This window comes from Dictyobacter sp. Z7_2, from assembly GCF_057551105.1.
Genome location: NZ_BAAJPE010000001.1, coordinates 3,261,108 through 3,283,821, shown reverse-complemented (window position 1 = coordinate 3,283,821; position 22,714 = coordinate 3,261,108). Strand labels below are relative to the sequence as shown.

Below are 22,714 nucleotides of genomic sequence, written 5' to 3'. Positions count from 1 at the left end.
ATATATTTTCCCCAAAAGCAAACCTGAAGAAGGCCTCACATATCATGCCCCAGTATTGTTTTCTCTACGCCAGAAAGCCACGCGTTAAAACAGCGGAACAGTTGCGTTTAACAGTGAAGAAACATTTCATAATTGGGTAGCAATGTTGGTAAATTATGGGATTGTTAAGTTGTGATAATACAAAAAAGACTTTGCTCAGGATTCTATCATCACTGGTTATGGCGGCACGAAAGCGCCACAATAAGGAGATGCTATGCTTACAGGACAAATACTTCTCCAGATTATCGTTATTTTGATCACTGTATTGATATTTGGATCTCTGTGTAAATACATCGGTCAGCAATGGGTGATCGGTGAAATCCTGGCAGGGTTAGCACTTGGACCTTCGCTCTTAGGCGCCTTCTTACCGGGTATCAAGATGGCTATTTTTCCCACATCGACCCTACCAACGCTCCAGACACTGGGTGACATCGGTCTTGTGCTCTATATGTTTACGTTAGGAACACGCCTTGATACTCATCTTATGATACAACAGAGCCGGATCGCTATTCTCACCTCCCTCAGCGGTATTCTATTACCCCTGATCATGGGAGCAACACTGGCCTTTTTCTTATTCCCAGAGTTCGCTGGATCAAAGGCCAACTTGGCCTCTTTTCTGCTGCTGATCGGCACTGCCATGGCAATCACAGCCTTTCCCGTGCTCTCGCGCCTGCTTACCGAAAAAAATATGCTGGGAACGAAGGTTGGAACCCTTGCCCTGACATGCGCCGCTATTGATGATATTCTGGCCTGGTGCTTGCTTGCCCTGGTCATCGCTATCGCTCAAGCGAGAGGTTTACCATCCGCCATACTCACAATAGGATTCACAATCCTCTTTATTGGATGCACACTTGCAATAGGACGCCCACTGCTAGCCTATTTGGACAGACACATCCACTCAACACATACAATGACCGTACTCAGCATCATCTTTCTATTATTCGGAGCGTATTGTACAAATACCATTGGTATCCATCCGATCTTTGGAGCTTTCCTGATGGGGGTCATCTTGCCTCGCAGAGTCAGGTTGATTGAATTCACTCGAAACATAGATCAGATCAACGGCATGATTTTTTTGCCACTCTACTTTGTCTATAGTGGCTTACGTACCCAGATCACATTGATTAACTCGCCCTGGTTATGGCTTATCTGCCTGCTGATTATCATGCTAGCGTGTTCAGGAAAGATCTTTGGAGGCATGTTTGCGGTACGAATCATGGGTGAATCCTGGCGAGACGCTCTCTCTCTGGGCATCTTGATGAATACACGTGGATTAGTTGAGTTGATTGTTCTCAATATTGGCCTGGACCTTGGTATCCTCTCACCAACCCTCTTTACCATTCTGGTCATAATGGCCCTGATAACAACTATGATGGCCTCACCTTTGCTACCATTACTGGGTTACAAACAAAAAATTTTACAGGATCTGTATGGTCGGAACGCGACACAGGGACAAGAACAAATTTAAGCAAGCCCTCTGTTTTGGCTGATTTGTATACTAATTACAAATAGTCAGAGAAAGAGGTCATTGTTTGTGACAATCAGAGGAGCGATGCGTAGCAGGCAGGCACAAAGATGAAGCCATCTCGCTTTCAATACTCTGTGCCAGAAGCGCTGGGAGAGGCTCTGACGTTGCTTGATCAGTATGGACCAGAAGCCAAAGTATTGGCTGGCGGTCAAAGCATCGTTCCCCGCTTAAATATGCGCCTGATCAGACCAACACATCTCATAGATATCAATCATCTTGCGGCGCTCAACTACATCGAAGCCAGAGATGGCTACCTGGCTATTGGGGCACTTACTCGTCAACGTGATGTTGAACAATCAGAGCTCGTCAGACTGGAACATCCACTTATTAAAGAAGTCATCCAGTACATCGGCCATCCCCAGATACGCAACCGTGGCACCATCGCGGGCAGCATCGCCCATGCTGATCCTTCGTCAGAGCTACCCGCATTACTTCTCTGTTTGGAAGGTGAATTAATCGCCCAGACAACTATCAACCAACGTACCATCAAAGCCAGGGATTTCTTTATAAATACTCTGACCACAACTCTAAAGACGCAAGAATTATTGACTGAAGTACGTTTTCCCTGGCTACCACCATATGCGGGTTGGGCCTGCCTGGAATTCGCACAACGTTTCGGAGATAGAGCGATTGTAGGAGCGATTGCAAGTGTGGTCACCAATGCCAATGGAATCTGTTTATCTGCGCGCATCAGCTATTTTGGCATAGCTCAGACCCCTGTTCGTGGGTACGCGATTGAAAAGCTTCTTCAAGGGGAAACATGGAACCATGAGCTTCTGCACTCAGCGGCAGAAGCCACTGCACACATGGTCAGCGATGGGATAGAAGACATACACGCAAAATTAGACTATAGGAAAGCACTCGTCAGTGAGGCAACATTGCGCGTCCTGACAACAGCCTGGAAGCGTGGCACATTTGTAGAAAGAGACATCAAATGAGAAATGAACCTATCATATTTGATGAGAGATATTCGCTCATATTGACAGTTAATGGAAAGCGCTACGAGCGTCAGGTGCCTGCTCGTCTACTTCTCTCAGACTTTCTACGCCACGACCTGCACCTCACAGGCACTCATGTTGGCTGCGAACACGGAGTCTGCGGATGCTGCACGATCCTGCTAAATGATAGAGCCATTCGTTCTTGCCTGATGTTGGCAGTGCAAGCCAATGAAATGGTCCTCACGACTATTGAGGGAATTGCGCACTCATCAGAAGTACTCCATCCCATTCAGCAAGCCTTCCAGGAGAAACATGGTTTACAATGTGGCTTCTGTACTCCTGGCATGATCATCTCTACGCACGCGCTACTGCAAGAAAATCCGCTACCAACAGAAGAAGAGATCAGGCACGGACTCTCAGGCAATCTTTGTCGTTGTACAGGTTATCAGAATATTATAGAGGCAGTCAAGCTTGCAGCAGAGTACCTGAACACAGATCAACAGAAAGAAGGTACTTCATGACAGCACCATGGATCGGAGCGTCGATACAGCGCAACGAAGATCCTCGACTACTGCGAGGTCAAGGCATATATGTTGATGATATAGACCTGCCAGATATGCTTTACGCAGCAGTACTCCGCAGCCCATACGCACACGCCAACATTGTCCACATCGATACAAGTCGCGCCCGAAGCCTGGTAGGTATCCACCTGGTCTTCACAGCCTCCGATCTCGGCGACATATTAGAGCCATCGCCGCTACTGATCCCCCATCAAGCCCTTACCCAGCCCCGCACCCAGCTTCCGCTCGCCCTCACAGAGGTCCGCTATGTCGGAGAAGCAGTAGCATTCGTAGTCGCTGAGAGTCGTTATCTGGCTGAAGATGCACTGGAACTTATCAACATCGAATACGAGCCGCTACCGATCGTCCACAGCTTAACAGTTGCCTCCTCACCCAAAGCACCACTTGTCCACGCGGACGTCCCGGCCAACATTGCAGCGCATCTGCTCCAAACGATCGGAACGCCAACCGAAGTGATAGCCCATGCTCCCCACGTGGGGCGCGAAACGTTCTCGATAGAGCGGGGAGCTGCGATGCCCATGGAATGTCGCGGAGTGCTGGCACAATGGGATCGCTATGAGCAGATGCTGACATGCTGGATATCGACACAGGGACCAATCCCATTACGCAATGGCCTGGCAGCGATCTTCCATCTGGCCGAACACAAAGTACGTGTGATTGCCCCTGACGTGGGAGGCGGCTTCGGAGCCAAAATCATGCTTTTCTACCCCGAAGAGATTTTGACGCCTTTGGCTGCCATGCGTCTGGGGCGACCTGTCAAGTGGATTGAGGATCGTCGGGAAAACTTTATTGCCACCAACCACGAGCGAGGCCAACTACATGAGGTCGAATACGCTTTTGATGATCAAGGTCTGCTACTTGCTATTCATGATGTATTTTCCCATGACACAGGAGCCTACACGCCCTACGGTATTATCGTACCTATTATTACAGCGTGTTCCCTCCCAGGACCCTATCGACTCAGACACTACACCAGCGACTGCACCGTGCTTTACACAAATAAAGTACCAGTGAGCCCATATCGTGGAGCGGGTCGTCCGCAAGCCGTCTTCGTGATGGAACGTATCATGGATCAGATTGCGCTTGAGCTCCAATTGGATCGCCTGGAAGTACGTTCCCGTAATTTTATCCAGCCAGATGAGTTTCCCTGGGAGGTGGGGTTGGTCTATCAGGATGGAGGGCCAACCACCTATGACAGCGGGAACTATCCAGCCTCGCTGGACAGACTCAAAGTTCTCCTCGATTATGACAATTTCGCCATGCAACAGGCGCAAGCCAGGAAGCAAGGTCGTTATCTTGGGATCGGCATCGGCTGTTACGTCGAAGGAACATCGATTGGTCCTTACGAAGGAGCGCATGTCTGTATCGAACCAGATGGTCGTGTCTTTGCCTCTACGGGCGTCACCTCGCAAGGACAATCGCATCAAACAGTGTTTGCGCAGATCGTGGCTGATCAATTGGGAACTGATCCACAAAATGTCTTTGTCACAGCTGGCGACTCCCAGACTTTCAATTGGGGGGTCGGAACTTTTGCCAGCCGAGCAGGAACCGTAGCTGGCTCGGCGATGCATCTTGCGGCACTCAAAGTACGCACTAAAGTGATCAATCTGGCTGCAGAGCTGTTTGAAGCCTCGCCCGATGATATTGAGCTATCCCACGGCAACGTCTTCGTCAAAGGGGCACCACAGCATGCGCTCACTCTGGGTCAGATGGCAATCAAAGCGAATCCGTTACGTTATACATACGGCGAAAATGCCCGCAAGCTAGCCGCGATGAATATGGCGGAGGCACGCTCCGGTGCCGCCCTACCTTCTCACCGTCCTACCCCTGGATTAGAAGCCGATGGATTCTATAGTCCTCCACACGCCAGCTTCGCCAGCGGTATGCACGGTGCAATTATCGAAGTTGATCCTCACACCTGCATGATCTCCTTCATCAAATATGTTGCAATTCATGATTGTGGGCACCTGATCAATCCTATGATCGTCCAAGGGCAGATTCATGGAGGTGTCGCTCAAGGCATCGGAGGAGCTTTTTTTGAACGCCTCGTTTATGACCAGGAAGCACAACTTCTTAACGCCTCATTTATGGATTATCTCATCCCTACAGCTACTGAGATTCCCGCAATCACCACTGATCACATAGAAACGTTATCCCCGCTCAATCCACTTGGAGCCAAAGGGGCGGGAGAAGCTGGAGTGATACCTGTGATAGCGCTCTTTGCCTCAGCCATCGACGATGCCCTTACCCCATTTCATATACGCATCCGTGAAATGCCTCTGCATCCTTGCCGCTTGTACGAAATCCTGCAAGATGCATCAAAAAAAAGATAGGTATGATATCTATCTCTCCTCTTTTTCAGCTTAAACATATATTCATTCATATCATATCTTTTATCAAATTTCTGTAAAATTTTTTTGCCATTCAACAAAAATTCAGCTTTAAGCAGCTAATCTTTCAGGATCGGGTGCAAAGATACAAATAGTTCTACTTTTTTATGTGCTTTTTGTACGAGTAGTTTCAACATCGTCACGTTGGCTCTAAATAAAGGGAGAGGCGAAAAAGTTAGCTGCATTGTAAATGAAATTAGAGCTTTTAAGCTTGTCGAGAATCAAAAAAACAGTATAGGAGCTTCCATAGTGTCTAAAGTAAGAAGATATGTTTTTATAGCTATTATAGTGATAACTATTTTCTGCACTATTATGGGTGGAGATCTCCTTCTTGCACGAGTCAGGGATGAAGTAACCCAGATACCCACTACAAAGGAAACTTCTCAGACGCTAAGCAATGAAGGATTTTCTACAAATGTCTTTACAAATACTCAAGGCAATACTTTAATTTACTATCTCTACATACCAACTAATTATAATCCTCAAGAAAAATATCCGCTGGTCCTGGTAATGCCTGGTGGCGGCGAGCGTTATAATCCTACAAAGACAGCGCAAGAAAATGCCACTACCCAACTCAATGCAGCCTATGCCCGCGTCTGGGGCACAAACTACTCAGGCAAAAATAATCCGGACATTCAAAAAAAGTATCCAAGCTTTATCATCATTCCGCAGCTCGTGCAGAAGGAGCAGTGGGTTAACGTTCCCGTCAATCAAGGATCGTATACGCAGACAGCTCAACCTACGACCTCCTTACAGGACCTGAAAACGCTACTAGATCTCTTACAAACAAACTACTCAGGCATTGATGCTCATCGACGTTACATTACAGGGATCTCACTTGGTTCTTATGGAATCTGGGATGCGATTGAGCGTTGGCCCAACTATTTTGCAGCGGCCGCACCTATCTCGGGAGGCGGCGACCCCTCCAATGTCTCAAAGATTACGACTTTACCCATCTGGGTCTTTCATGGCGCAAAGGATACCACAGTCCCGGTCTCCGGTTCACGAGACATGATCGCAGCCTTACAGGCAGCAGGTGGTCATCCACTCTACACAGAGTATCCAAACGCCCAACATGGCATCTGGGATAAGGTCTACTCACTGCCGAGCACAACAACACCTGTAGTAAACTTTTACAGCTGGCTCTTCTCCCAGAAAACATCCTGAATGTCACCATGTTCTCTCAAGCCATAGTGTACTAGTAAAAAACATAATGAGAAGATATAATAACTCAATAGCTTAACATCATTGCTAGCCGTCCTAACGGCAAAGGATTTTTCAATGACGAACTTCCAGCTTTTCTCCTGGAAAATGTATCCGCAGCTATTGAGTTACTATCTTTTATGAAAAATTTATCATCCAGTACTAACACGCTTATCATACTCAACCCCGCCGCCAATCGAGGCAAAATGGGGAAGTATCGCACATTAGTCCACAAGCATCTAGAAACCGAATGTGCAGAATATCGAGAAACGACACAGCCTGGAGATGCGACAGAACTTGCCAGGCAGGCAGCTGAGCAGGGACATTCAATTGTCATCGTAGGTGGAGATGGCACGATAAACGAGGCAGTCAATGGCATCCTGAGCAGTGGAAGCTCTGTCCCTCTGGGTATAGTCGCAGCCGGTTCCGGGAATGATCTGGCCTGGAACACCCTTCATTTGCCTCGCGATCCTGAAAGCGCCATGCTACGCGCATTGAAAGGACAACCTATCAACATAGACGTCGGTATAGCTAACGGACGCTACTTCGCGGTTTTCTTCAGTGTGGGATTAGACGCCGATATTGTCATCACATCCGAGTGGATGAAAAAGATACCTTTTATGACAGGATCAAGACTCTATACCAGTGCAGCATTCAAGCAACTGCTATTCGACTACCAGCGTTGTCCGTGGCTCAAGCTGCACATCGATGATGATCAACCGCTGGAGCAGCAGCAATTCAAGCGCTATACATTAATGGTGGTCAGCATTGGTCCTACCTACGGAGGAGGCTTTCACATCAACCCCTCAGCCGATCACAGAGATGGACTCTTTGATATCTGCATGATTCGCTACACGCCTCGTCTACGTGCTCTGCGACTCCTACCCGTTGCCAGGCGCGGCGAACATGCAGATTTACCAGAAGTTACCTTTTATCGAGCCAAATCATTACAGGTTGAAGCGCAGCGAGTCATTAACACAATGGTAGATGGAGAGGTTATGAGTGCGCTAAGCAGTGATGTCAGGATTTTACCAGGAGCGCTTTGGGTGCGAACATAACAGGAACTCTGCCTCTGCCATCTTATACCCTCCCACATGAAGAAAACGATCAAGCATCCAGTGCAAGTCGGCAGATGAATGCTTGATCGTGATAAAACCATTGAAAAGTCACTGACTAGCTTCTGAATAAAGCTCGCGTGAGTGCATCCAGTTGATCACGCGCAAATACCTGTGAGACTTTTGCGTCAGCTACCATATTGAAACCATGGAAAGCGCCAGGATAGACATGCAACTCGGTAGGCACACCTGCCCTCATTAGTCGGCGAGCATACTCCAGATCTTCCTCCAGAAACAAATCAAGAGAACCAACGCTAATAAAGGTTGGAGGAAGCCCTTCCAGATGGTCAGCACGAGCCGCCGCAGCATAAGGAGAGACATCTGGTCCACCTGGCTCTTGCCCCAGCAGTGACGTCCACCCAAAGCGATTCGCATCTGGTGTCCAGATATACTCTCCAGTATAGGGATGAGGATCGCTCAGAGTAACCGTCCGATCGTCGAGCATCGGGTAGATAAGAAGTTGGAAGGCCAGCGGCACTTCGCCGCGATCACGGGTAAGCAACCCTAATCCAGCCGCCAAGCCACCGCCTGCACTGGCTCCGCCAATAGCGATCCTGGACGTATCCACGCCAAGTTCCTCAGCATGAGCATGCAGCCACGTTAACGCAGCATAGCAATCCTCAACTGGACCTGGATGAGGCGTTTCAGGTGCCAGACGATAATCAACCGAGACAGCAGCACACCCGACGGCTGAGACAATGCTCTTGACCTGAAGATCATCCTGGTCCGCCGAGCCAAGAACGTAGCCACCTCCATGAATCCAAAGCAGTGCTGGCAGCGGTGTTGGATGATCGGTAGGTAAATAAACAAGCACACGCACATCTGGTGCTCCCTGCGAGCCAGGAACAAAGCGTTCCTGCACAGAAATGGTGGAAAAAGCTGGCTGGTCAACAGATGTCAGGGAGTTCGCATCCGAGGGAAAGGCCCGAACCAGCGGCAATGATTCCGGAGTCAATATCAGCGCGGGAAAGATGTCGAGCATAGCAGCAAGTTCTGGATCAACAAGATCTCTGGTAGTCATCATTTTCTCCTCATCAAAAAAATGGAAAACAAGCCTTCTTCTCCGCTCTCATGGTGCTTCTTTGGCCTGAGAGGCGCGATATCTGAGATGGTATCCTTCTAATGCGGATCGAAGTCGGCTAATTAATAGAACAAGAACATCGCCCTGCCTCTATTCTACCATCTCACCAAGCTGGCGAAGATTGGCCACCTTCATTTTATCATCTCATCAGGCCAGGAAGTACAGCACAAAATTAAGGACTCAACAGCGTCTATAAGAGGAAAAGGTCATAGAGAGAGAAAAGGATATCGCTTCTATGTATAATGGGCCATCATCAGGTAATTATAGACAACCTTACGGCTCCCCATATAATAGGAGAGTCGGCCGCAGGAATGGCTACGGTGGGTGTATCTCTGGGATATTGGCACTACTTATTTTAGGCATTGTAGCACTGGTGCTTACCATCAGTATCCCACAACTCGATGTATTCCACTTCTTCTATGGGGCTATCAACAACGGCAACACGGTCGTAAATACGACAGCTCATCCAACGCTCATTGTAGAAAGTCAAACGTACAACAGGAGCAGTTTTAGCCATAGTGATGCGTCTCCCATCCATATTCAGGTAGGGAGCAGCACTCAAAGTATCACCATTCAGTCCGGGAACGTGACCAGTGATCCCAATCGAGATGATGAGTCCATCGTCGTCTATACCCAGACACCTGATCAAAGCATCACCTCATTGATGATCCATTCTCAACATGTAGGGGCCATCAATATTTTTGTCCCCGAACTTACAGACCTCAAAATAAAGACCAATACCAGCTCGATTGAAGTAGAGGGCATCAACGGCCAAATGATCTTGCAAACCATTTCAGGTCCGATAGCAATCAATAAAAGCTCGATCCTGGCAGCCTCTGTCCTTACCAGCAATAGCGGCACCATCAACGTGCAGCAGAGCAGCATTGCCAGTACCGCTACATTAGCTGAAAACAGTGGAGCCCTCACCTTCAATGGAACCTTGAGTCCCCAGGCCAATTGCCGCTTCTCTGCAAATAATGCTCCACTCGACGTCACCTTGCCACATGGCGCGAGTTTCCATATCGATGCAACGACAGCGGCCGGCTCACTACAGGCAAGTTTTCCGGGAGTCAAAGGCACAGCCAAAGAGGTGCATAACGATATTGGAACAAGCCCTCAAGCGCACATCACGTTATACAGTACAAGTAGTGTAATTAAACTGCATAGCGCATAAAGGGGAAAATCGATGAATTATACGACGAGGCCACCACGGCGAGGATGTGCTGGAGCAGGTTGTGTTATGAGTATCGTTATGCTCATCATGATAGGCGTCGGTGGTTATTTTGCCTATCAATTCTTCTCGCCACTTGTGCTGGGGAGAACATTCACAATGCGGAGCCAACCGACGCTTGTAGTAGACAATTATGCATTTGGGACACTACAAATTCTGGCTAATACAGGCGGCAATGATATCAAAGTAAACAGGACCTCATTAAATAGCAGCTACATCCAGGATCGAAGCGCGAATAGCCTGACCATCGACATGGCGGATACCCTCGATCTTGCCAGTATCACCATTACAGTCCCAGCGCACACCAACCTCGAATTAAATGCCGAAACGGTCAAAATATCAGGTATTACGGGGCAGATGCAAGTCGTGGGTAGCAGCGATACAACCATTACCCAAAGCACGCTCACAGGACAATCCAGCCTCAGCGGATCGCTTATTTTTCAGGGAAGGCTTGATCCTCATGCCAGTTGTAAGATCGACGAGAACAGTAATTCTGTGGACATGACCTTCCCCAAAGATCAAGCCTTCCATCTGGATATCGCAGGGATTATGGGGCCGTTATCTTCAAACTTTCCAGAAATCGAGAAGCATATCAACGATTCAGAAGTCAATGACATACACGCTGATGTTGGAAAGGGCCAACGTGCAACCCTTTCACTGCACGTCAATGATACTGTTCTCGTTTTCAAAGGAAAATAACGACCCCTCTTGATGATGGTTGCGGGCTTCATTCCATACCAGGAGAACTCAAGACACTGCTAAGGCGATGCTCGATGATCTGCCTTGCCTCCTCCATCATCTCGCGTACAATATCGCCTGCTGGCTTGATCTCCTTCACCAGCCCGACGCTCTCGCCAGCGGTAAAACACATTTCCTCCCAATCGCCAGTCGTATCGGGGGTGGGCAGGAGAGCGGAAAACTTTGGAAGTGGCACGGTCTGACCTCCCAGGAGCGTCTGCCCGATAAATGTATCTGGTTTGGGCGCATAGACCACCTCATCCTCGCGATCAATCCACTCGTTGACCACACGATTACGTATAACGCGCATCGGCTGGTGAGGCCACTCAGGGCCAAAGATCGTCGTACGAGCAGTCTCTGCGGCCTCGGCCCCGACGATACGCCGTTTGTACTCATCGTGAGCATACGCTTCATTGCTTGCGACCAGGCGAGTCCCGATCCAGACTGCCTCCGCCCCCAGAGCCAGCGCAGCGACGACACCCCGCCCATCAGCGATACCTCCTGCCGCAATCACCGGAACGGGCGCAATGGCCTTCACCACGGCGGGTACAAGCGTGAGCGTCGTTCCCGTGCTGCGATTATGTCCACCGGCCTCCTGTCCCTGCACAATGACCACATCTACGCCACAGCGAACAGCTTCGCGTGCATCCGACAGTGAACCAACCTGCATCCATACCTTCACACCCGCAGCGCGAAGACGACGAATAAAGGATTCAGGAGGATCACCCCAAAAGAAACTAACGACCTGGACCTGCTCCTCAAGACAAACATTTATCTGCGCTTCTTCGACAAACGGCGTGATGAAGTTCACTCCAAACGGCCGTGTTGTCATTGCTCGCACAGCATGGATAAGTTCACGTAACCCATCTGGAGGCACCAACGACGCCCCTAGAGTCCCCATCCCTCCGGCATTGGAAACCGCCGCCACCAGGGCAGGCATCGCCACAAAAGCCATTCCAGCAGAAATAAATGGCACCTCAAGCCCATATTCTTCTGACAAACGTGTCTGTAACATAAATTCCTCCAGGTAGCATCGTACATCCGGCACGCGCCACGATCAAGCAGATTACAATGCCTTAATACTCATCTCCCTTACAGATCCGCTCTACATAGCTAATACTTACCAGGCGTCTTCAACAGATCCACAACTACAGAAAACAAAGAACTGGCATTGACGTTATCATTTGTATAAAGAAGCAAGTACACATGAGGTGCAAGAATCTGGGAGATACGGGGTAGGAAATACTGATGGCCGATGGTCCATAGTTGATCGTCTCCCTTCTGGCTAAGAAAAGTACAACGCTGTACGAAATATCCGATATGAACAACACAAAATTGCAGCTATCCATATCAGACAAGATTGTAGGAAGAGTAAATTTTGATATCTAATTCATAGAACGCGCAAGCATAACAAAATTAGTAGATGAGATATAAGAAGCGAAAGACAGTAGCAAAGCACTTAACCATAGAGCTAAAGGCAGTCATCGTCGGACAAAGCCTCCGCGTCACATAGAGGAAGATCTGTTTGATGATGACCACCGATCCCTTCAATCCTAAAATGAAGGAGAGTGAGAAAAGAATAATCATTCAGTGCAGCTTATCACGTATATTTAGCCCTTCACCTGATTCGGCAAGATATGAAACACGCAATGTCCCGTGTGTGTTTGACTGCCACATTCCACCTCTCGAATATACCAATGTTGCTGCTGATTCGCCAGCCGTAGCATCAGATCGAAGGAAGATTGCCACATCAGGCAGACAGGCTGTGCATGTCCTAACATCCCATACACAAAAATATTACTGTAGAAGACGAAGATAAAGGAACCATCATCAAGACGCTTCCACTCTGTCAATTTCTCACCGCGTCTACTATCAACCTCATTCATCATGATATTCAGCAAAGCACGCATTGTTCGATCGACGCCAATCAGTTTGGGAACCTGCTGCATAAGAAAAATCAAAGCCGCTTTCTGCTTGGCATCTGCTTCGACCTGATTGGCCCAATGATACAGTTGCTGCATTGGCAGTTGAGGATTCGAAAACATAATCGCTCGTGAGAGTAATGAAAAATATTCAGGGGGAATAGTAAATTGTTCGATGAGAGGAGGCCAGGACTCCTCTTTACAAAATTGAGCCAATCCCACATCGGTCAGCAAATTATCCCACTGTTGGGGTGGAATAACTTGCTTTGCGGCCTTCAGCTGATAGTACAAATGAGAGGAGAGTGAACGCTTCTTATGCGTGACACGAGGAAGAAATCCCATCTTTGGCAGTATTTCTAGAGCCATCGTGTTTTCAGCTATCATCAATGGCATTTGCGCTGACGGCACTACCTGCCAGATCATCTCTAAAATCATACGATTCTTCTGTGCGATCACATGTGTAATAGTCGAAACCGCATCCTGAGCCTGCAAGGGTAGACCATCAAGGAGATGAAATGGAGCCATTGAAATAACAGGAGGTTCATACTGAAGCTCTTGCACCAGACGCTGAAAAAAACGGGAATAAAGTGTACTTGTTATCTCATCTTGTTGCCCTATAAGTATAGCCTGCATTGGAAAAGGTTCCTGGATAAAACGACTAAATGCCTGATACGTACTCTTAGTTACAATGGTCCGGCATCCTGCTAATGTCAATAAACAGGCAAAATTCTGAGCGCGCGTCTCATTTGCATCAATGATCAAAAAAATAGGTTCATATGCTTTTTTCTGTACACTATAAGAATTGTTAAACGGGGGTTCTGTGGGGATAAATGCCATAATAACGACATCGCTTTCTCATATGATAAAATGGGTCACTCATCCACTTGAGTGATTTGGAGTTGAAACATACATATAGATCGAGTGTATCTGTTTAATGAAAAAAAGTCAATATTAATTGAACTTTACAAGATATGAAAGGCATCCTATCTTTTCCACTATGAACACGATTGACATACTCTCAGGGTTTCGTCAGATACTAGAACATTTTCTAGTAGCAATTACTGGTATAATCAATCCTTATCTCTTTCACGATGAGACAAAATTTCATCTCACCATGAAGAGATATATGCCAGGAAAGATAGTTGGCCAGGCAGGATAAATAGATATGCTTAGATGGATGGCTTATGCCTGGGGAGGTCGTTCGGAGATGGTTTCTTTTAACAAAGCCAGGAATTCATCGATATCCATAGGCTTATCGAGAAAACGAATGCCACGTTCCATCAATTGCTCCTTCGGCAGTGTAGCACTCACCATGATTGCAGGCACCAGAGAAAAGGCAGGAATAGCGTGCAAACGATCATAGAGCTCGATACCATTCATCAGTGGCAAATGGTAATTGAAGATAAAAAGGAAGGGGGAAAGGGTCGCAAGCCTTTGAAAGGCTTTAAATGGATGGTTCACCACAACTACATCGTATGGTGTCTCCTCAGAGAGGATTTGTTGATACAGCTGCCCAATATCAGGATCATCTTCGACCACCAGAATCGTGTTATTATGCGTGTCATACATACCCAATTGTTCCTCTTTTTTGGAATAGCTACCCATTTATAGTACGTGAGAGGAGAAAAAATAGTGACACAAAAGTAGCTTATACTAACACCATAATTAAGAAGATATCAACGCTTAACCTCAGACAAAAGTAGACCGTATTACATACAGGATCAAATCTCTCTGCCCCACTTTTTTACTCTCTGGAAGCTTTCACATAAAGGAGAGACCATTTTACTCACATATTCTAGCGGATAAACAACCTGAATCGAGCAAAGGAGCTACCAATGAGTGATAACACCGAGCAACAGATTACTGAGAATGTACTTAACAGCATGGCCGCAGCGCCAAACGACCGATTAAAAGAGGTCATGACCAGTCTCATTACACACCTCCACGCCTTTATTCGTGAAGTCGAGTTAACACCAGAGGAGTGGGAGCAGGGTATTGAATTTCTTACGCGTACAGGTCAGATGTGTGATGATAAACGCCAGGAATTTATCTTATTTTCAGACATCACAGGCGTTACGATGCTAGTCGACGCCATCAATCACCGCGTCTCCCAGGGCAGTACCGAGAGCACTATCTTTGGACCATACTATCGCAGCGGAGCAGCAGAACTTCCCCTGGGGGCAACTATCAGCCGGGACGGTCGCGGAGAGCCCACCCTCGTATCTGGAAAGGTTCTTTCCACCGAGGGGACGCCAATCGCTGGTGCTTTATTGGATATCTGGGAAACCGACGAGAATGGTCTTTATGAACAACAAGATCCGGAACAACCTGATATGAATCTGCGTGGCAAGTTCCGTACAGATAATCAAGGAAACTATCATTTCATAGGCATTAAACCTGTCTCTTATGCCATTCCTGACGACGGCCCAGTTGGACAGTTATTACGCTCACTTGGTCGTCATCCTTTCCGGCCTGCCCATATACATGTACTCGTTTCTGCCGCTGGCTTTCTGCCTGTCACCACTCATCTCTTTGTGAAAGGCGATCCCTACCTCGACTCAGATGCCGTCTTTGGTACAAAAGATTCGCTTGTTGTTGATTTTGTGTCCACTCATTCTGAAGAAGAGGCGGCCCGCCATCATATCAAAACTCCATATTACACTGTCAACTATGATTTCGTACTTCAGCCACTTCCCCACAATCACCTGCCCTCTTGAACTGCCTCGCCCCTGATGCACATTGCATCCGGTACTTCGTTATCGAATAGACGACTTTCTAACGAGAATGCAGAATGCGGACTGAACAAAGAAACGCAGGACAAGCTTACATCCTGTGCTTCTTTGTTCAGTCCGCATATGATAGAAAAACAATTATGAGATTCTTTTCTATCATATGCGGATGTTACTCTGTTAATGTATATATTACTAAATAATAAATATGAAGTAATTTCTATTTTACAGGCTTCATATACTGTATATATGTAAGAGATACCAGATACTAATCTGAGAGTAGTAAGTGATGAAGTATCCAAAAATCTCTTATGGCTACATAATTGTTTCTTTTTTGAAAGGAAAGTCTGTATTATGCTACACAAATCACGCCTATCTCTCATCGCGGTACTTACACTACTCTCGATGGCTCTCATGCCACAGATCACAATGGCCTCGTCATCGCATTCGGCAGGTCAGCAGATATCCGTGCAAAACATAACTACCCAACAATCATTGCATAATGACCCACATCACCATCACCATCAACACCAACATCATCATTTCCCATTTCATCCTGGGGGTTTTTTCCCACCAGTTTTCCCGCCAATTTTCCCGCCTATCATTCCACCAGTTATACCTACAGTAAACCCTAACTGTACAATGGGAACCAGTTATACCTACAGTACACCTATTGCTGGTGCAGCTATTGTCAAAATCGTCGTTGATGATCCAACATTCTCAACAGCGACAATTTTCATTAATGGTTTCCCAGCAACCGTCACACCAGTCGCTATTGGCGCAGGTGGTGTGATCACCTTACCAACCAATGTTACCATCTTAGGACCTACCATTACACTTGGAGTCAATTCGGTCACCATCCAGGGAGTAACATATCCGCTCGTATCGGTCGCTTGCGCCTGATAGCACATTACAATTAATGATAAAAACATCCCGACTTCTTTTCTACATATTGCCTTGAACGTCTGCAACATGTAGAAAAGAATACAAAAAGATAAAAAGGTGAGAGCATCGAGCTTTCACCTTTTTATGCTGTCACATCTTTAGCAGCATCAGGGCCTGCCTGCAAGATGCGCTAAGAATGGGGCAAGGCTTGAAAATTTCTATGCCTGATGTTATCTTCGATAGAGAGATATCTCAATATTTTTATGCACGCATCAGGAGGAAATATGGCAATTTACACACTTGAACCAGAACAAGGAACCCTGCATGGAAGCTTTTCTCGTGAATTTCCCCCTGTGTTAAGCATCGATACAGGGGACACAGTCGTTTTTCGTACACTTGATGTGGGTTGGGGACTGGAACCGTGGAAATCACTCGACATACCGAATCAAAAATTTGCTCCCCGCGTGCCTGAACGCGACAATGGTCATGCATTATGCGGTCCCGTAGCGATTCGCGGCGCAAGACCCGGAATGACGTTGGAGATACGCATCAACGAGATCCGACCGGGCACCTGGGGTTGGACAAGCGTTAGCAGGAGGATGATCCAAAATCTGAAAACGTTAGGCGTTGAAGAACCAACCTTATTAGCATGGACATTAGATGCAGATACCATGACTGGTCGTGATCAACATGGCAGGACCATCCCTTTACGCCCATTCATGGGTATCATGGGCCTGCCACCCGATGAGCCAGGTATTCATTCCACCATCCCGCCACGCTTCTGCGGAGGAAATATGGATTGCAAAGAACTGGTGGTTGGAAGCACACTGTATCTTCCCATCACGGTACCCGAAGCTTTATTCTCGTGTGGAGACGGACATGCCGTTCAGGGCGATGGAGAAGTCAGCGGGGTTGGCTTAGAATGTCCAATGGAGCGTGTAAGCCTCACTTTTTCCCTCCGAGACGACATCCATTTAACCGTTCCCCGAGCGCTGACACCATCCGGATGGGTCACAATAGGCAGCCATCAAGATATGCATGAAGCTTCACTGATTGCATTGGGAGCTATGCTTGATCTCCTTGAAGATCATTATCGCCTCTCCCGTTCAGATGCACTGGCCTTTGCCAGCCTCGCAGTCGACCTACATATTTCCCAGATCGTTAACGGAGGAGTATTTGGAGTCCATGCCATCCTGCCTCCTGGGGCTATCGCAGGCGTACTCTAGTCTCCACCAATTGACCCTGGCATCAGATTGTGGCTGCGAAGTCCCTCATACGATCAGGAAAGTCCCAGCAGATGTAGTACATGGATAGACACATAACATTGAGACAAGTTTTGTCGACGCAGCTAGACGCTAATGTGGGATAAAATCTCCGCTACAATCTCCTCGGGACTTTTTTCATCGCTCGGGATCTGAACAGCGAAAGCGGGAGAGGCAAACGCAGAAACGCATCGCTCAAAGCGTCCCTCGATCCAGTTAAGAGCCTCCTCAGTATGTTCGGGCTTGCGCAATGCCAATCGTTGATGGAGGGTTTCCAGCCGAGCAGTGAGGCAAAAATGATAGAAATGAGCATCAATTTGCCGCAGCCCCAGTGAAATTTCCTCAAAATAGGGACGATGCCAGAGAGTCATAGGGATAATTAATGTCCGTCCATAGACCTGTTTCAGGACACGAGCCGCCTCTATCACCAGGGGACGCCAGGCAGTTAAATCCTGAAAATCTGAGAATTTCTCAATTGGCCCCACAATAGCAGCCAGCGCCCCTCCTACAATTTCTGGATCATAAAGCATACTATGATAAAGATGTTGAACGAGCAGTTCCGCGATAGTAGATTTGCCGACAGCAAAAGAGCCATTGATTAAAATGATCATGCGCGTCACTCTTTCTTTCATCGCTGTTATTTCCTCTCGCCGCATCCTCATTCCTATCTGCAACGAGATCTAGCCAAAACGATACATAAACGATGCCCGGACGATCTTTCAGTAGAGCTGAGCCGTTGATATATTTGATACAGAAAAAGGGCACTATCTTTGGGTCTTACGATCATATCAGCATACCATTTCTGCTAACAAAGAAGTGGTAATCCATCTGGAATCATCCAACTCATCATTTTATAACTTGGCATATAAAACGGCCAGAAAGATTCAACTTTATGGAATGTCAGAACTGTTCGACAACGATGCCGCAAGGTGCGCTTTATTGTGCGCATTGCGGTTCAAAAAATACAGATGCGCATGCACAAGATTCCCAGGCACGCAAAGCCTTTCCCACCTTGCATGCTCAATCCTCGGAAAAACAGCTAGCGAACAATGATGCCCAGCCAACGCGTTCTGGTGTATTAACAGCCTCTCCATACCAGGAAAGCGGGACCAGCACGATACACACAGAACCTGAAGAGAGCCAAGAGGAAGACGCAAATGAACGTCTCATGGTCTTCAGCGATGGAATTATCGCCTTTGCACTGACGGTTGCTGCGATTACCATCAAGATCCCAGCCTCCCTTGAGCAATTAGAAGCGAACAGCACCTCAATTGTGCTACGTTGCTGCATGTACATCATCGCCTTCATCATCGTCGCGGGTGCCTGGGCTGATCACCACAGCCTCTTTCACCACATCAAGCGCAACGATTTTATCCTTGTCACGCTCAACTTTTTTTATCTAGCCGCCATCGTCATGTTTCCCATCGGACTTTTTTTCATGGAATTCGGGATAGAGCTTACTGATATCAATATGGACGTTGCGACCAGTCAGTTTGTAAATGGGCTCCTGATCTTCCTGGGATCGCAAGCTGCTGGAGGCCTGGCACTATTATGCATATGGATATATTCTACTAAACGCTCTAAACTTTTAGAGAATGGACTTGAGCCACGTTTCATCAAATATACCAGCATGAGATTGCTCTCCAAACCCATCGCCTATGTTCTCGTCCTCCTGATTGGACAGTTTATCGACAATAAAATTACTGCACTGATCTACATTGCGATTGTTGCTGCGGCCTGGATCACATATCAGATCTATCTACGCTTTTATCGGCGCGGACTTGATCTCACCACAGGTAGCGAGGTAACTCAGCGCATTCAACTCTTCAGCGATGCCGTCATTGGTATTGCCATCACGCTCGCCGTCGCTCAGATTGAATTCCCTTCCCTCGGAGAGGATGGCAAGAAGGCATTAGAAGTTGTTGACGCTCAGGGACCACTCTTACACGCCTTCATGGTAGGTATTATCATCATGGGTACATACTGGCTCTTCCACTATAATCTGTTTCGCCTGATTAAACGTCACGATAGCCTGCTCGTCTTTCTCAACAGCTTCTTCCTGCTCGATATCGTCTTAATGCTCATACCTATCAACTGGTTTGTAAACTACTACAACCAGCCAGAAATGGACGCACATCTCTTCTTTGGCATCTGGCAAATACTCACCTCACTCGTACTCGTTGTCATCTGGTTACATGCCAAACATAACAAACGCCTCCTGGCACAAGAGATAAGCTCCCATCAAAGTAAGCAGACAAGCATCATTATCATTGCCAACCCCATCATCTTCCTGGCACTCACGATTTTCTCAAGCTATGTACCGCTCAAGCCAAGCTTTTATATTGGCACATACCTGATACTCATTGGCGGAGTATGGCTTGTCCTGCAATTGGGCAAGTATAGGGACAATAAGATTGCCTCGCAAAGCACAGTAACATCTGGCCTTCAGGCTTAATATCCATAAATACGGATCTATCAACCATAAGTAAAGCCTATCTCTCTGATTTGATCTAGGAAGATAGGCTCTTCCGTCGTAGGACACTGCAGCTAGCTTCGCGTGATTAGATGTGCTTTGCGATCAGCCAAACCGATACGAGCGACAAAGCCCGAATTGAAGTTGAGATAATCACTCTCGATACCATCGCTAAAAATGACCCCATAGTCAGGCATCTGTGAAGTGATAACCAGCTCTTCGCCTGCTGTAATCTGATCAAAGACAAGGCTCGCCTGCGCAGTCTTAGAAACAAAAGGCTCGCGCACTGTAAACCAGAGTTGCTCCGACTCCCAACCAAGCTCGAACTCTTGTACCGTTGGCGGTTCATCGCTAGAACCACCAAAACGATGCGAGATATACCAGGCTCCCAGTGTGATTGAACGCAGCCAACCAGTACAACCAGCTCCAGTTGAAACAATGATACCACTTGAGCTTTGTTGTTCGCGCCTCCCCCTAAAATGAAGGGAATAAAGAGCAGAGCCATGCGTGCGAGGCCCAATGAACAGATCATTCACTGCATACAGTTCCTGTCCATCATTCAAGCTCGCCTTCACCATCGAAACGCGAGCCACCTTCACCTTCCCACGCCGTGCACGCTCAAGCCACGCCCCCGCCTCCTCAAAGGAGAACGGTGTCAAGATGCCATCAACACGATCGGGATCAGGATTAAGCGCCAGAAGAGGCTGCGTCGTCAGATACTTCGCCGTATTCACCACCAATCCATCGGGTCCAACAGTTATCACAAGATCATGGTCATCGAACTGATACATAGGAAGAAACTCGCGATCGATGAATTGCTGCTTGATACTACGCGGCAACTGTTTTTTGATGGCATCGACTGCACGCTGATACTGCTGGTCGGCCAATTCATATTCGCTAAAAGAGATCTGGTTCTGCTCCAGATAAAATCTAGCCTGAGCTTTAGAGTTCAGGCGATACACCAACTCTTCAAGCGCAGTTTTTTTCGTGACGACCACAACTCTCTCGATCTCTGCCATAATCCAGCTCCTTTTTTATTTTCTCCCAGGCCCGACATTACGACTTCAGTAACTGCTCAAGGATCTCAGATGTGATGGTCAGGTTACCAATCTTCCGCGCATTTTCGGCGAAATCACGGAATGCGAGCGCGAGTATCTGACGAGCTTCCAGCTCCTGGAATGGTGCCAGTTGAATACGCATAGCTTCAGCTTCAAATTCTGCCTTTTTGCGCTCATTTTCACCTGTGAGGTTAACCAATTCGTTACGTCGCTGTTCGAGATCAACCGAGGTAGCAAGTTCATTCTGCTTAATCTTACGTTCCTGCTCGACGGCATCGGCACGACGTGCGTAGATAGCCTGATCGGCACGCATCTGCAAAGCCTCACGATATTCAGCTTCCAAAGCCTTCGTCATCTCGGGAGTGGCTCTGATCGTCGTATAAAACAGACCAACGCATTCGATCCCCAATGTCGCCAGCGCTGGCTCTTCAAGCAACGCAGCCAGTACGCTCCGTGCGAGACGTTCCGAACTATGCAGAGCGTCCTCAAGAGCCAGTTGTTGCAACTCTTTACGTGTATGCATTTGCACTATATTGACAATACGCTGATTGAGCTTATCAGGGTCCTCCGAGCTGTAAGAACGTGTCTGTGGATCAATCGTAAAATTGAGCAATTGCGCGATAGTTTCGGGTGCCGTAATCCGATAAGTGATCTGTCCTTGCAAAGTCACTGATTGGAAATTGCCCGTGAGCTCATTGAAAACAAATGGTGCATCGACCGTCGACGCAGGCACAAGAACGATAGATGTACTTGGTCCCCAGTACCAAAAAGCGCGGCCCGTGCCCTGCCGAAAGATAGCTCCGTTAGAATATGCCAGAATATATTCGGTAGGTTCCGATTTAAAGTAACCTAATAACGCCATAACAAGCTCCTTATTCATCCATGATTATATGTTTTTGACTTAGTGTATAAATGACACTAAGTCAAATATACCTGAAAAAGACAGCAAAGTCAAGCTCCTTCTAGCGTAAACACTCCTATCTCATCGCTGAGCTAGAAGCCCATCTCTACTATGCTTTTAACAGTCATCTTACTTCTGCTATATAACTCTAGACGAGGCGTAAAAAGAATTCTTCAAATAAAATGAAATAAAATTATTTACACACAGCGATTTTCAGGCTACCCAAATAACATATTCCTCTTGACTTTGAGCGCGCTCGAAGTTTTATACTCTATCCATGGACATCGAACTACTCACCATTGAACAAGTCGTACAGCGTACTGGCCTCAGCGCCCATACGCTGCGTTACTATGAACGAATTGGTTTACTTGCCCCGGTCGGCCGTGCGTCAAGCGGCCATCGTCGCTATGCAGTTAGCGACCTCGACTGGATCGAGTTTCTCATGCGACTCCGGGCAACTGGTATGCCAATTCGTCACATGCAGGAGTTTGCTGCCTTGCGACGGCAAGGCAAGACCACTGCTGCCAGGAGACACGCCCTCTTAGAAGCCCATCAACAAATGGTGCAAAAGCACATTGAGGAACTCCAGCAGAACCTGGAAGCCATTACGCAAAAGTTAAAGCTATTTTGTTAGGAGAAA

General features: G+C 47.4%; 20 protein-coding genes. 13 read left to right on the top strand and 7 right to left on the bottom strand.

Going from position 1 to position 22,714, the window contains the following annotated elements:
- Positions 1-253: 253 nt before the first annotated feature.
- From AC27N8_RS12995 to AC27N8_RS12970, 6 genes are all read left to right on the top strand, one after another.
- On the top strand, positions 254-1,507 hold the full coding sequence (locus AC27N8_RS12995) for a cation:proton antiporter domain-containing protein (RefSeq protein WP_487067634.1): 1,254 nt from the start codon (positions 254-256) through the stop codon (positions 1,505-1,507).
- Between the two features lie 107 nt (positions 1,508-1,614).
- Positions 1,615-2,505 carry an FAD binding domain-containing protein gene (locus AC27N8_RS12990; RefSeq protein WP_487067632.1) on the top strand — a complete coding sequence of 297 codons (891 nt, stop codon included), beginning with the start codon at positions 1,615-1,617 and terminating at the stop codon, positions 2,503-2,505.
- Positions 2,502-3,026: a (2Fe-2S)-binding protein gene (locus AC27N8_RS12985; RefSeq protein ID WP_487067630.1), complete on the top strand. Its 525-nt coding sequence runs from the start codon at positions 2,502-2,504 to the stop codon at positions 3,024-3,026. The genes AC27N8_RS12990 and AC27N8_RS12985 overlap by 4 nt, the downstream gene beginning before the upstream one ends.
- Positions 3,023-5,419, top strand: coding sequence for an aerobic carbon-monoxide dehydrogenase large subunit (cutA, locus tag AC27N8_RS12980; protein ID WP_487067628.1), 2,397 nt, complete (start codon positions 3,023-3,025; stop codon positions 5,417-5,419). The genes AC27N8_RS12985 and cutA overlap by 4 nt, the downstream gene beginning before the upstream one ends.
- A gap of 306 nt (positions 5,420-5,725) precedes the next feature.
- Entirely contained in the window at positions 5,726-6,643 is a 918-nt protein-coding gene (locus AC27N8_RS12975) for a carboxylesterase family protein (protein WP_487067626.1), read from the top strand.
- A 176-nt stretch (positions 6,644-6,819) separates the two neighbouring features.
- On the top strand, positions 6,820-7,737 hold the full coding sequence (locus tag AC27N8_RS12970) for a diacylglycerol/lipid kinase family protein (protein WP_487067624.1): 918 nt from the start codon (positions 6,820-6,822) through the stop codon (positions 7,735-7,737).
- 115 nt (positions 7,738-7,852) lie between these two features.
- Here AC27N8_RS12970 and AC27N8_RS12965 read toward each other — a convergent pair whose 3' ends face one another.
- Positions 7,853-8,815, bottom strand: a complete 963-nt coding sequence (locus tag AC27N8_RS12965) for an alpha/beta hydrolase (RefSeq protein ID WP_487067926.1) — start codon at positions 8,813-8,815, stop codon at positions 7,853-7,855.
- Positions 8,816-9,110: 295 nt separating this feature from the next.
- On the opposite strand from AC27N8_RS12965, the gene AC27N8_RS12960 reads away from it, so the two are divergent.
- Together AC27N8_RS12960 and AC27N8_RS12955 are read left to right on the top strand one after the other, a co-directional pair.
- The gene (locus AC27N8_RS12960; RefSeq protein ID WP_487067622.1) at positions 9,111-10,049 is read left to right on the top strand and encodes a DUF4097 family beta strand repeat-containing protein; all 939 of its coding nucleotides are present in this window, start codon (positions 9,111-9,113) and stop codon (positions 10,047-10,049) included.
- Between the two features lie 12 nt (positions 10,050-10,061).
- A complete protein-coding gene (locus tag AC27N8_RS12955; RefSeq protein WP_487067620.1) occupies positions 10,062-10,805 on the top strand; it encodes a hypothetical protein in 744 nt (247 codons plus the stop codon).
- Positions 10,806-10,833: 28 nt separating this feature from the next.
- Here AC27N8_RS12955 and AC27N8_RS12950 read toward each other — a convergent pair whose 3' ends face one another.
- The 3 genes from AC27N8_RS12950 to AC27N8_RS12940 form a co-directional block, all read right to left on the bottom strand.
- The gene (locus AC27N8_RS12950) at positions 10,834-11,859 is read right to left on the bottom strand and encodes an NAD(P)H-dependent flavin oxidoreductase (protein ID WP_487067618.1); all 1,026 of its coding nucleotides are present in this window, start codon (positions 11,857-11,859) and stop codon (positions 10,834-10,836) included.
- 595 nt (positions 11,860-12,454) lie between these two features.
- Positions 12,455-13,399, bottom strand: a complete 945-nt coding sequence (locus AC27N8_RS12945; protein ID WP_487067616.1) for a hypothetical protein — start codon at positions 13,397-13,399, stop codon at positions 12,455-12,457.
- 549 nt (positions 13,400-13,948) lie between these two features.
- Positions 13,949-14,335, bottom strand: coding sequence for a response regulator (locus tag AC27N8_RS12940; protein ID WP_487067614.1), 387 nt, complete (start codon positions 14,333-14,335; stop codon positions 13,949-13,951).
- A gap of 266 nt (positions 14,336-14,601) precedes the next feature.
- Between AC27N8_RS12940 and AC27N8_RS12935 the strand changes: the two genes are divergently transcribed.
- From AC27N8_RS12935 to AC27N8_RS12925, 3 genes are all read left to right on the top strand, one after another.
- The gene (locus tag AC27N8_RS12935) at positions 14,602-15,483 is read left to right on the top strand and encodes an intradiol ring-cleavage dioxygenase (protein ID WP_487067612.1); all 882 of its coding nucleotides are present in this window, start codon (positions 14,602-14,604) and stop codon (positions 15,481-15,483) included.
- A 366-nt stretch (positions 15,484-15,849) separates the two neighbouring features.
- Entirely contained in the window at positions 15,850-16,398 is a 549-nt protein-coding gene (locus AC27N8_RS12930; RefSeq protein ID WP_487067610.1) for a hypothetical protein, read from the top strand.
- 266 nt (positions 16,399-16,664) lie between these two features.
- Complete coding sequence (locus AC27N8_RS12925; RefSeq protein ID WP_487067608.1) at positions 16,665-17,606, top strand: acetamidase/formamidase family protein; 942 nt, start codon at positions 16,665-16,667, stop codon at positions 17,604-17,606.
- A gap of 122 nt (positions 17,607-17,728) precedes the next feature.
- Here the strand turns inward: AC27N8_RS12925 and AC27N8_RS12920 are convergent, their stop codons facing one another.
- Positions 17,729-18,274, bottom strand: a complete 546-nt coding sequence (locus tag AC27N8_RS12920) for a P-loop nucleotide/nucleoside kinase family protein (RefSeq protein WP_487067606.1) — start codon at positions 18,272-18,274, stop codon at positions 17,729-17,731.
- Positions 18,275-18,534: 260 nt separating this feature from the next.
- Between AC27N8_RS12920 and AC27N8_RS12915 the strand changes: the two genes are divergently transcribed.
- Positions 18,535-20,097: a TMEM175 family protein gene (locus AC27N8_RS12915; protein WP_487067604.1), complete on the top strand. Its 1,563-nt coding sequence runs from the start codon at positions 18,535-18,537 to the stop codon at positions 20,095-20,097.
- A 92-nt stretch (positions 20,098-20,189) separates the two neighbouring features.
- Here the strand turns inward: AC27N8_RS12915 and AC27N8_RS12910 are convergent, their stop codons facing one another.
- Both AC27N8_RS12910 and AC27N8_RS12905 read right to left on the bottom strand, forming a co-directional pair.
- Positions 20,190-21,134, bottom strand: coding sequence for a diacylglycerol kinase catalytic domain-containing protein (locus AC27N8_RS12910; RefSeq protein WP_487067602.1), 945 nt, complete (start codon positions 21,132-21,134; stop codon positions 20,190-20,192).
- A gap of 37 nt (positions 21,135-21,171) precedes the next feature.
- On the bottom strand, positions 21,172-22,035 hold the full coding sequence (locus tag AC27N8_RS12905) for an SPFH domain-containing protein (RefSeq protein WP_487067600.1): 864 nt from the start codon (positions 22,033-22,035) through the stop codon (positions 21,172-21,174).
- Positions 22,036-22,351: 316 nt separating this feature from the next.
- Between AC27N8_RS12905 and AC27N8_RS12900 the strand changes: the two genes are divergently transcribed.
- The gene (locus AC27N8_RS12900) at positions 22,352-22,708 is read left to right on the top strand and encodes a MerR family transcriptional regulator (RefSeq protein ID WP_487067598.1); all 357 of its coding nucleotides are present in this window, start codon (positions 22,352-22,354) and stop codon (positions 22,706-22,708) included.
- The last annotated feature ends 6 nt before the right edge of the window (positions 22,709-22,714 follow it).

Bases quoted from the DNA above. Each gene is read 5' to 3' on its own strand.
- AC27N8_RS12995 (WP_487067634.1), top strand. From the start codon at position 254: ATGCTTACAGGACAAATACTTCTCCAGATTATCGTTATTTTGATCACT.
- AC27N8_RS12990 (WP_487067632.1), top strand. From the start codon at position 1,615: ATGAAGCCATCTCGCTTTCAATACTCTGTGCCAGAAGCGCTGGGAGAG.
- AC27N8_RS12985 (WP_487067630.1), top strand. From the start codon at position 2,502: ATGAGAAATGAACCTATCATATTTGATGAGAGATATTCGCTCATATTG.
- cutA (WP_487067628.1), top strand. From the start codon at position 3,023: ATGACAGCACCATGGATCGGAGCGTCGATACAGCGCAACGAAGATCCT.
- AC27N8_RS12970 (WP_487067624.1), top strand. From the start codon at position 6,820: ATGAAAAATTTATCATCCAGTACTAACACGCTTATCATACTCAACCCC.
- AC27N8_RS12965 (WP_487067926.1), bottom strand. From the start codon at position 8,815: ATGACTACCAGAGATCTTGTTGATCCAGAACTTGCTGCTATGCTCGAC.
- AC27N8_RS12960 (WP_487067622.1), top strand. From the start codon at position 9,111: ATGTATAATGGGCCATCATCAGGTAATTATAGACAACCTTACGGCTCC.
- AC27N8_RS12955 (WP_487067620.1), top strand. From the start codon at position 10,062: ATGAATTATACGACGAGGCCACCACGGCGAGGATGTGCTGGAGCAGGT.
- AC27N8_RS12950 (WP_487067618.1), bottom strand. From the start codon at position 11,859: ATGTTACAGACACGTTTGTCAGAAGAATATGGGCTTGAGGTGCCATTT.
- AC27N8_RS12945 (WP_487067616.1), bottom strand. From the start codon at position 13,399: ATGCAGGCTATACTTATAGGGCAACAAGATGAGATAACAAGTACACTT.
- AC27N8_RS12940 (WP_487067614.1), bottom strand. From the start codon at position 14,335: ATGTATGACACGCATAATAACACGATTCTGGTGGTCGAAGATGATCCT.
- AC27N8_RS12935 (WP_487067612.1), top strand. From the start codon at position 14,602: ATGAGTGATAACACCGAGCAACAGATTACTGAGAATGTACTTAACAGC.
- AC27N8_RS12930 (WP_487067610.1), top strand. From the start codon at position 15,850: ATGCTACACAAATCACGCCTATCTCTCATCGCGGTACTTACACTACTC.
- AC27N8_RS12925 (WP_487067608.1), top strand. From the start codon at position 16,665: ATGGCAATTTACACACTTGAACCAGAACAAGGAACCCTGCATGGAAGC.
- AC27N8_RS12920 (WP_487067606.1), bottom strand. From the start codon at position 18,274: ATGAAAGAAAGAGTGACGCGCATGATCATTTTAATCAATGGCTCTTTT.
- AC27N8_RS12915 (WP_487067604.1), top strand. From the start codon at position 18,535: ATGGAATGTCAGAACTGTTCGACAACGATGCCGCAAGGTGCGCTTTAT.
- AC27N8_RS12910 (WP_487067602.1), bottom strand. From the start codon at position 21,134: ATGGCAGAGATCGAGAGAGTTGTGGTCGTCACGAAAAAAACTGCGCTT.
- AC27N8_RS12905 (WP_487067600.1), bottom strand. From the start codon at position 22,035: ATGGCGTTATTAGGTTACTTTAAATCGGAACCTACCGAATATATTCTG.
- AC27N8_RS12900 (WP_487067598.1), top strand. From the start codon at position 22,352: ATGGACATCGAACTACTCACCATTGAACAAGTCGTACAGCGTACTGGC.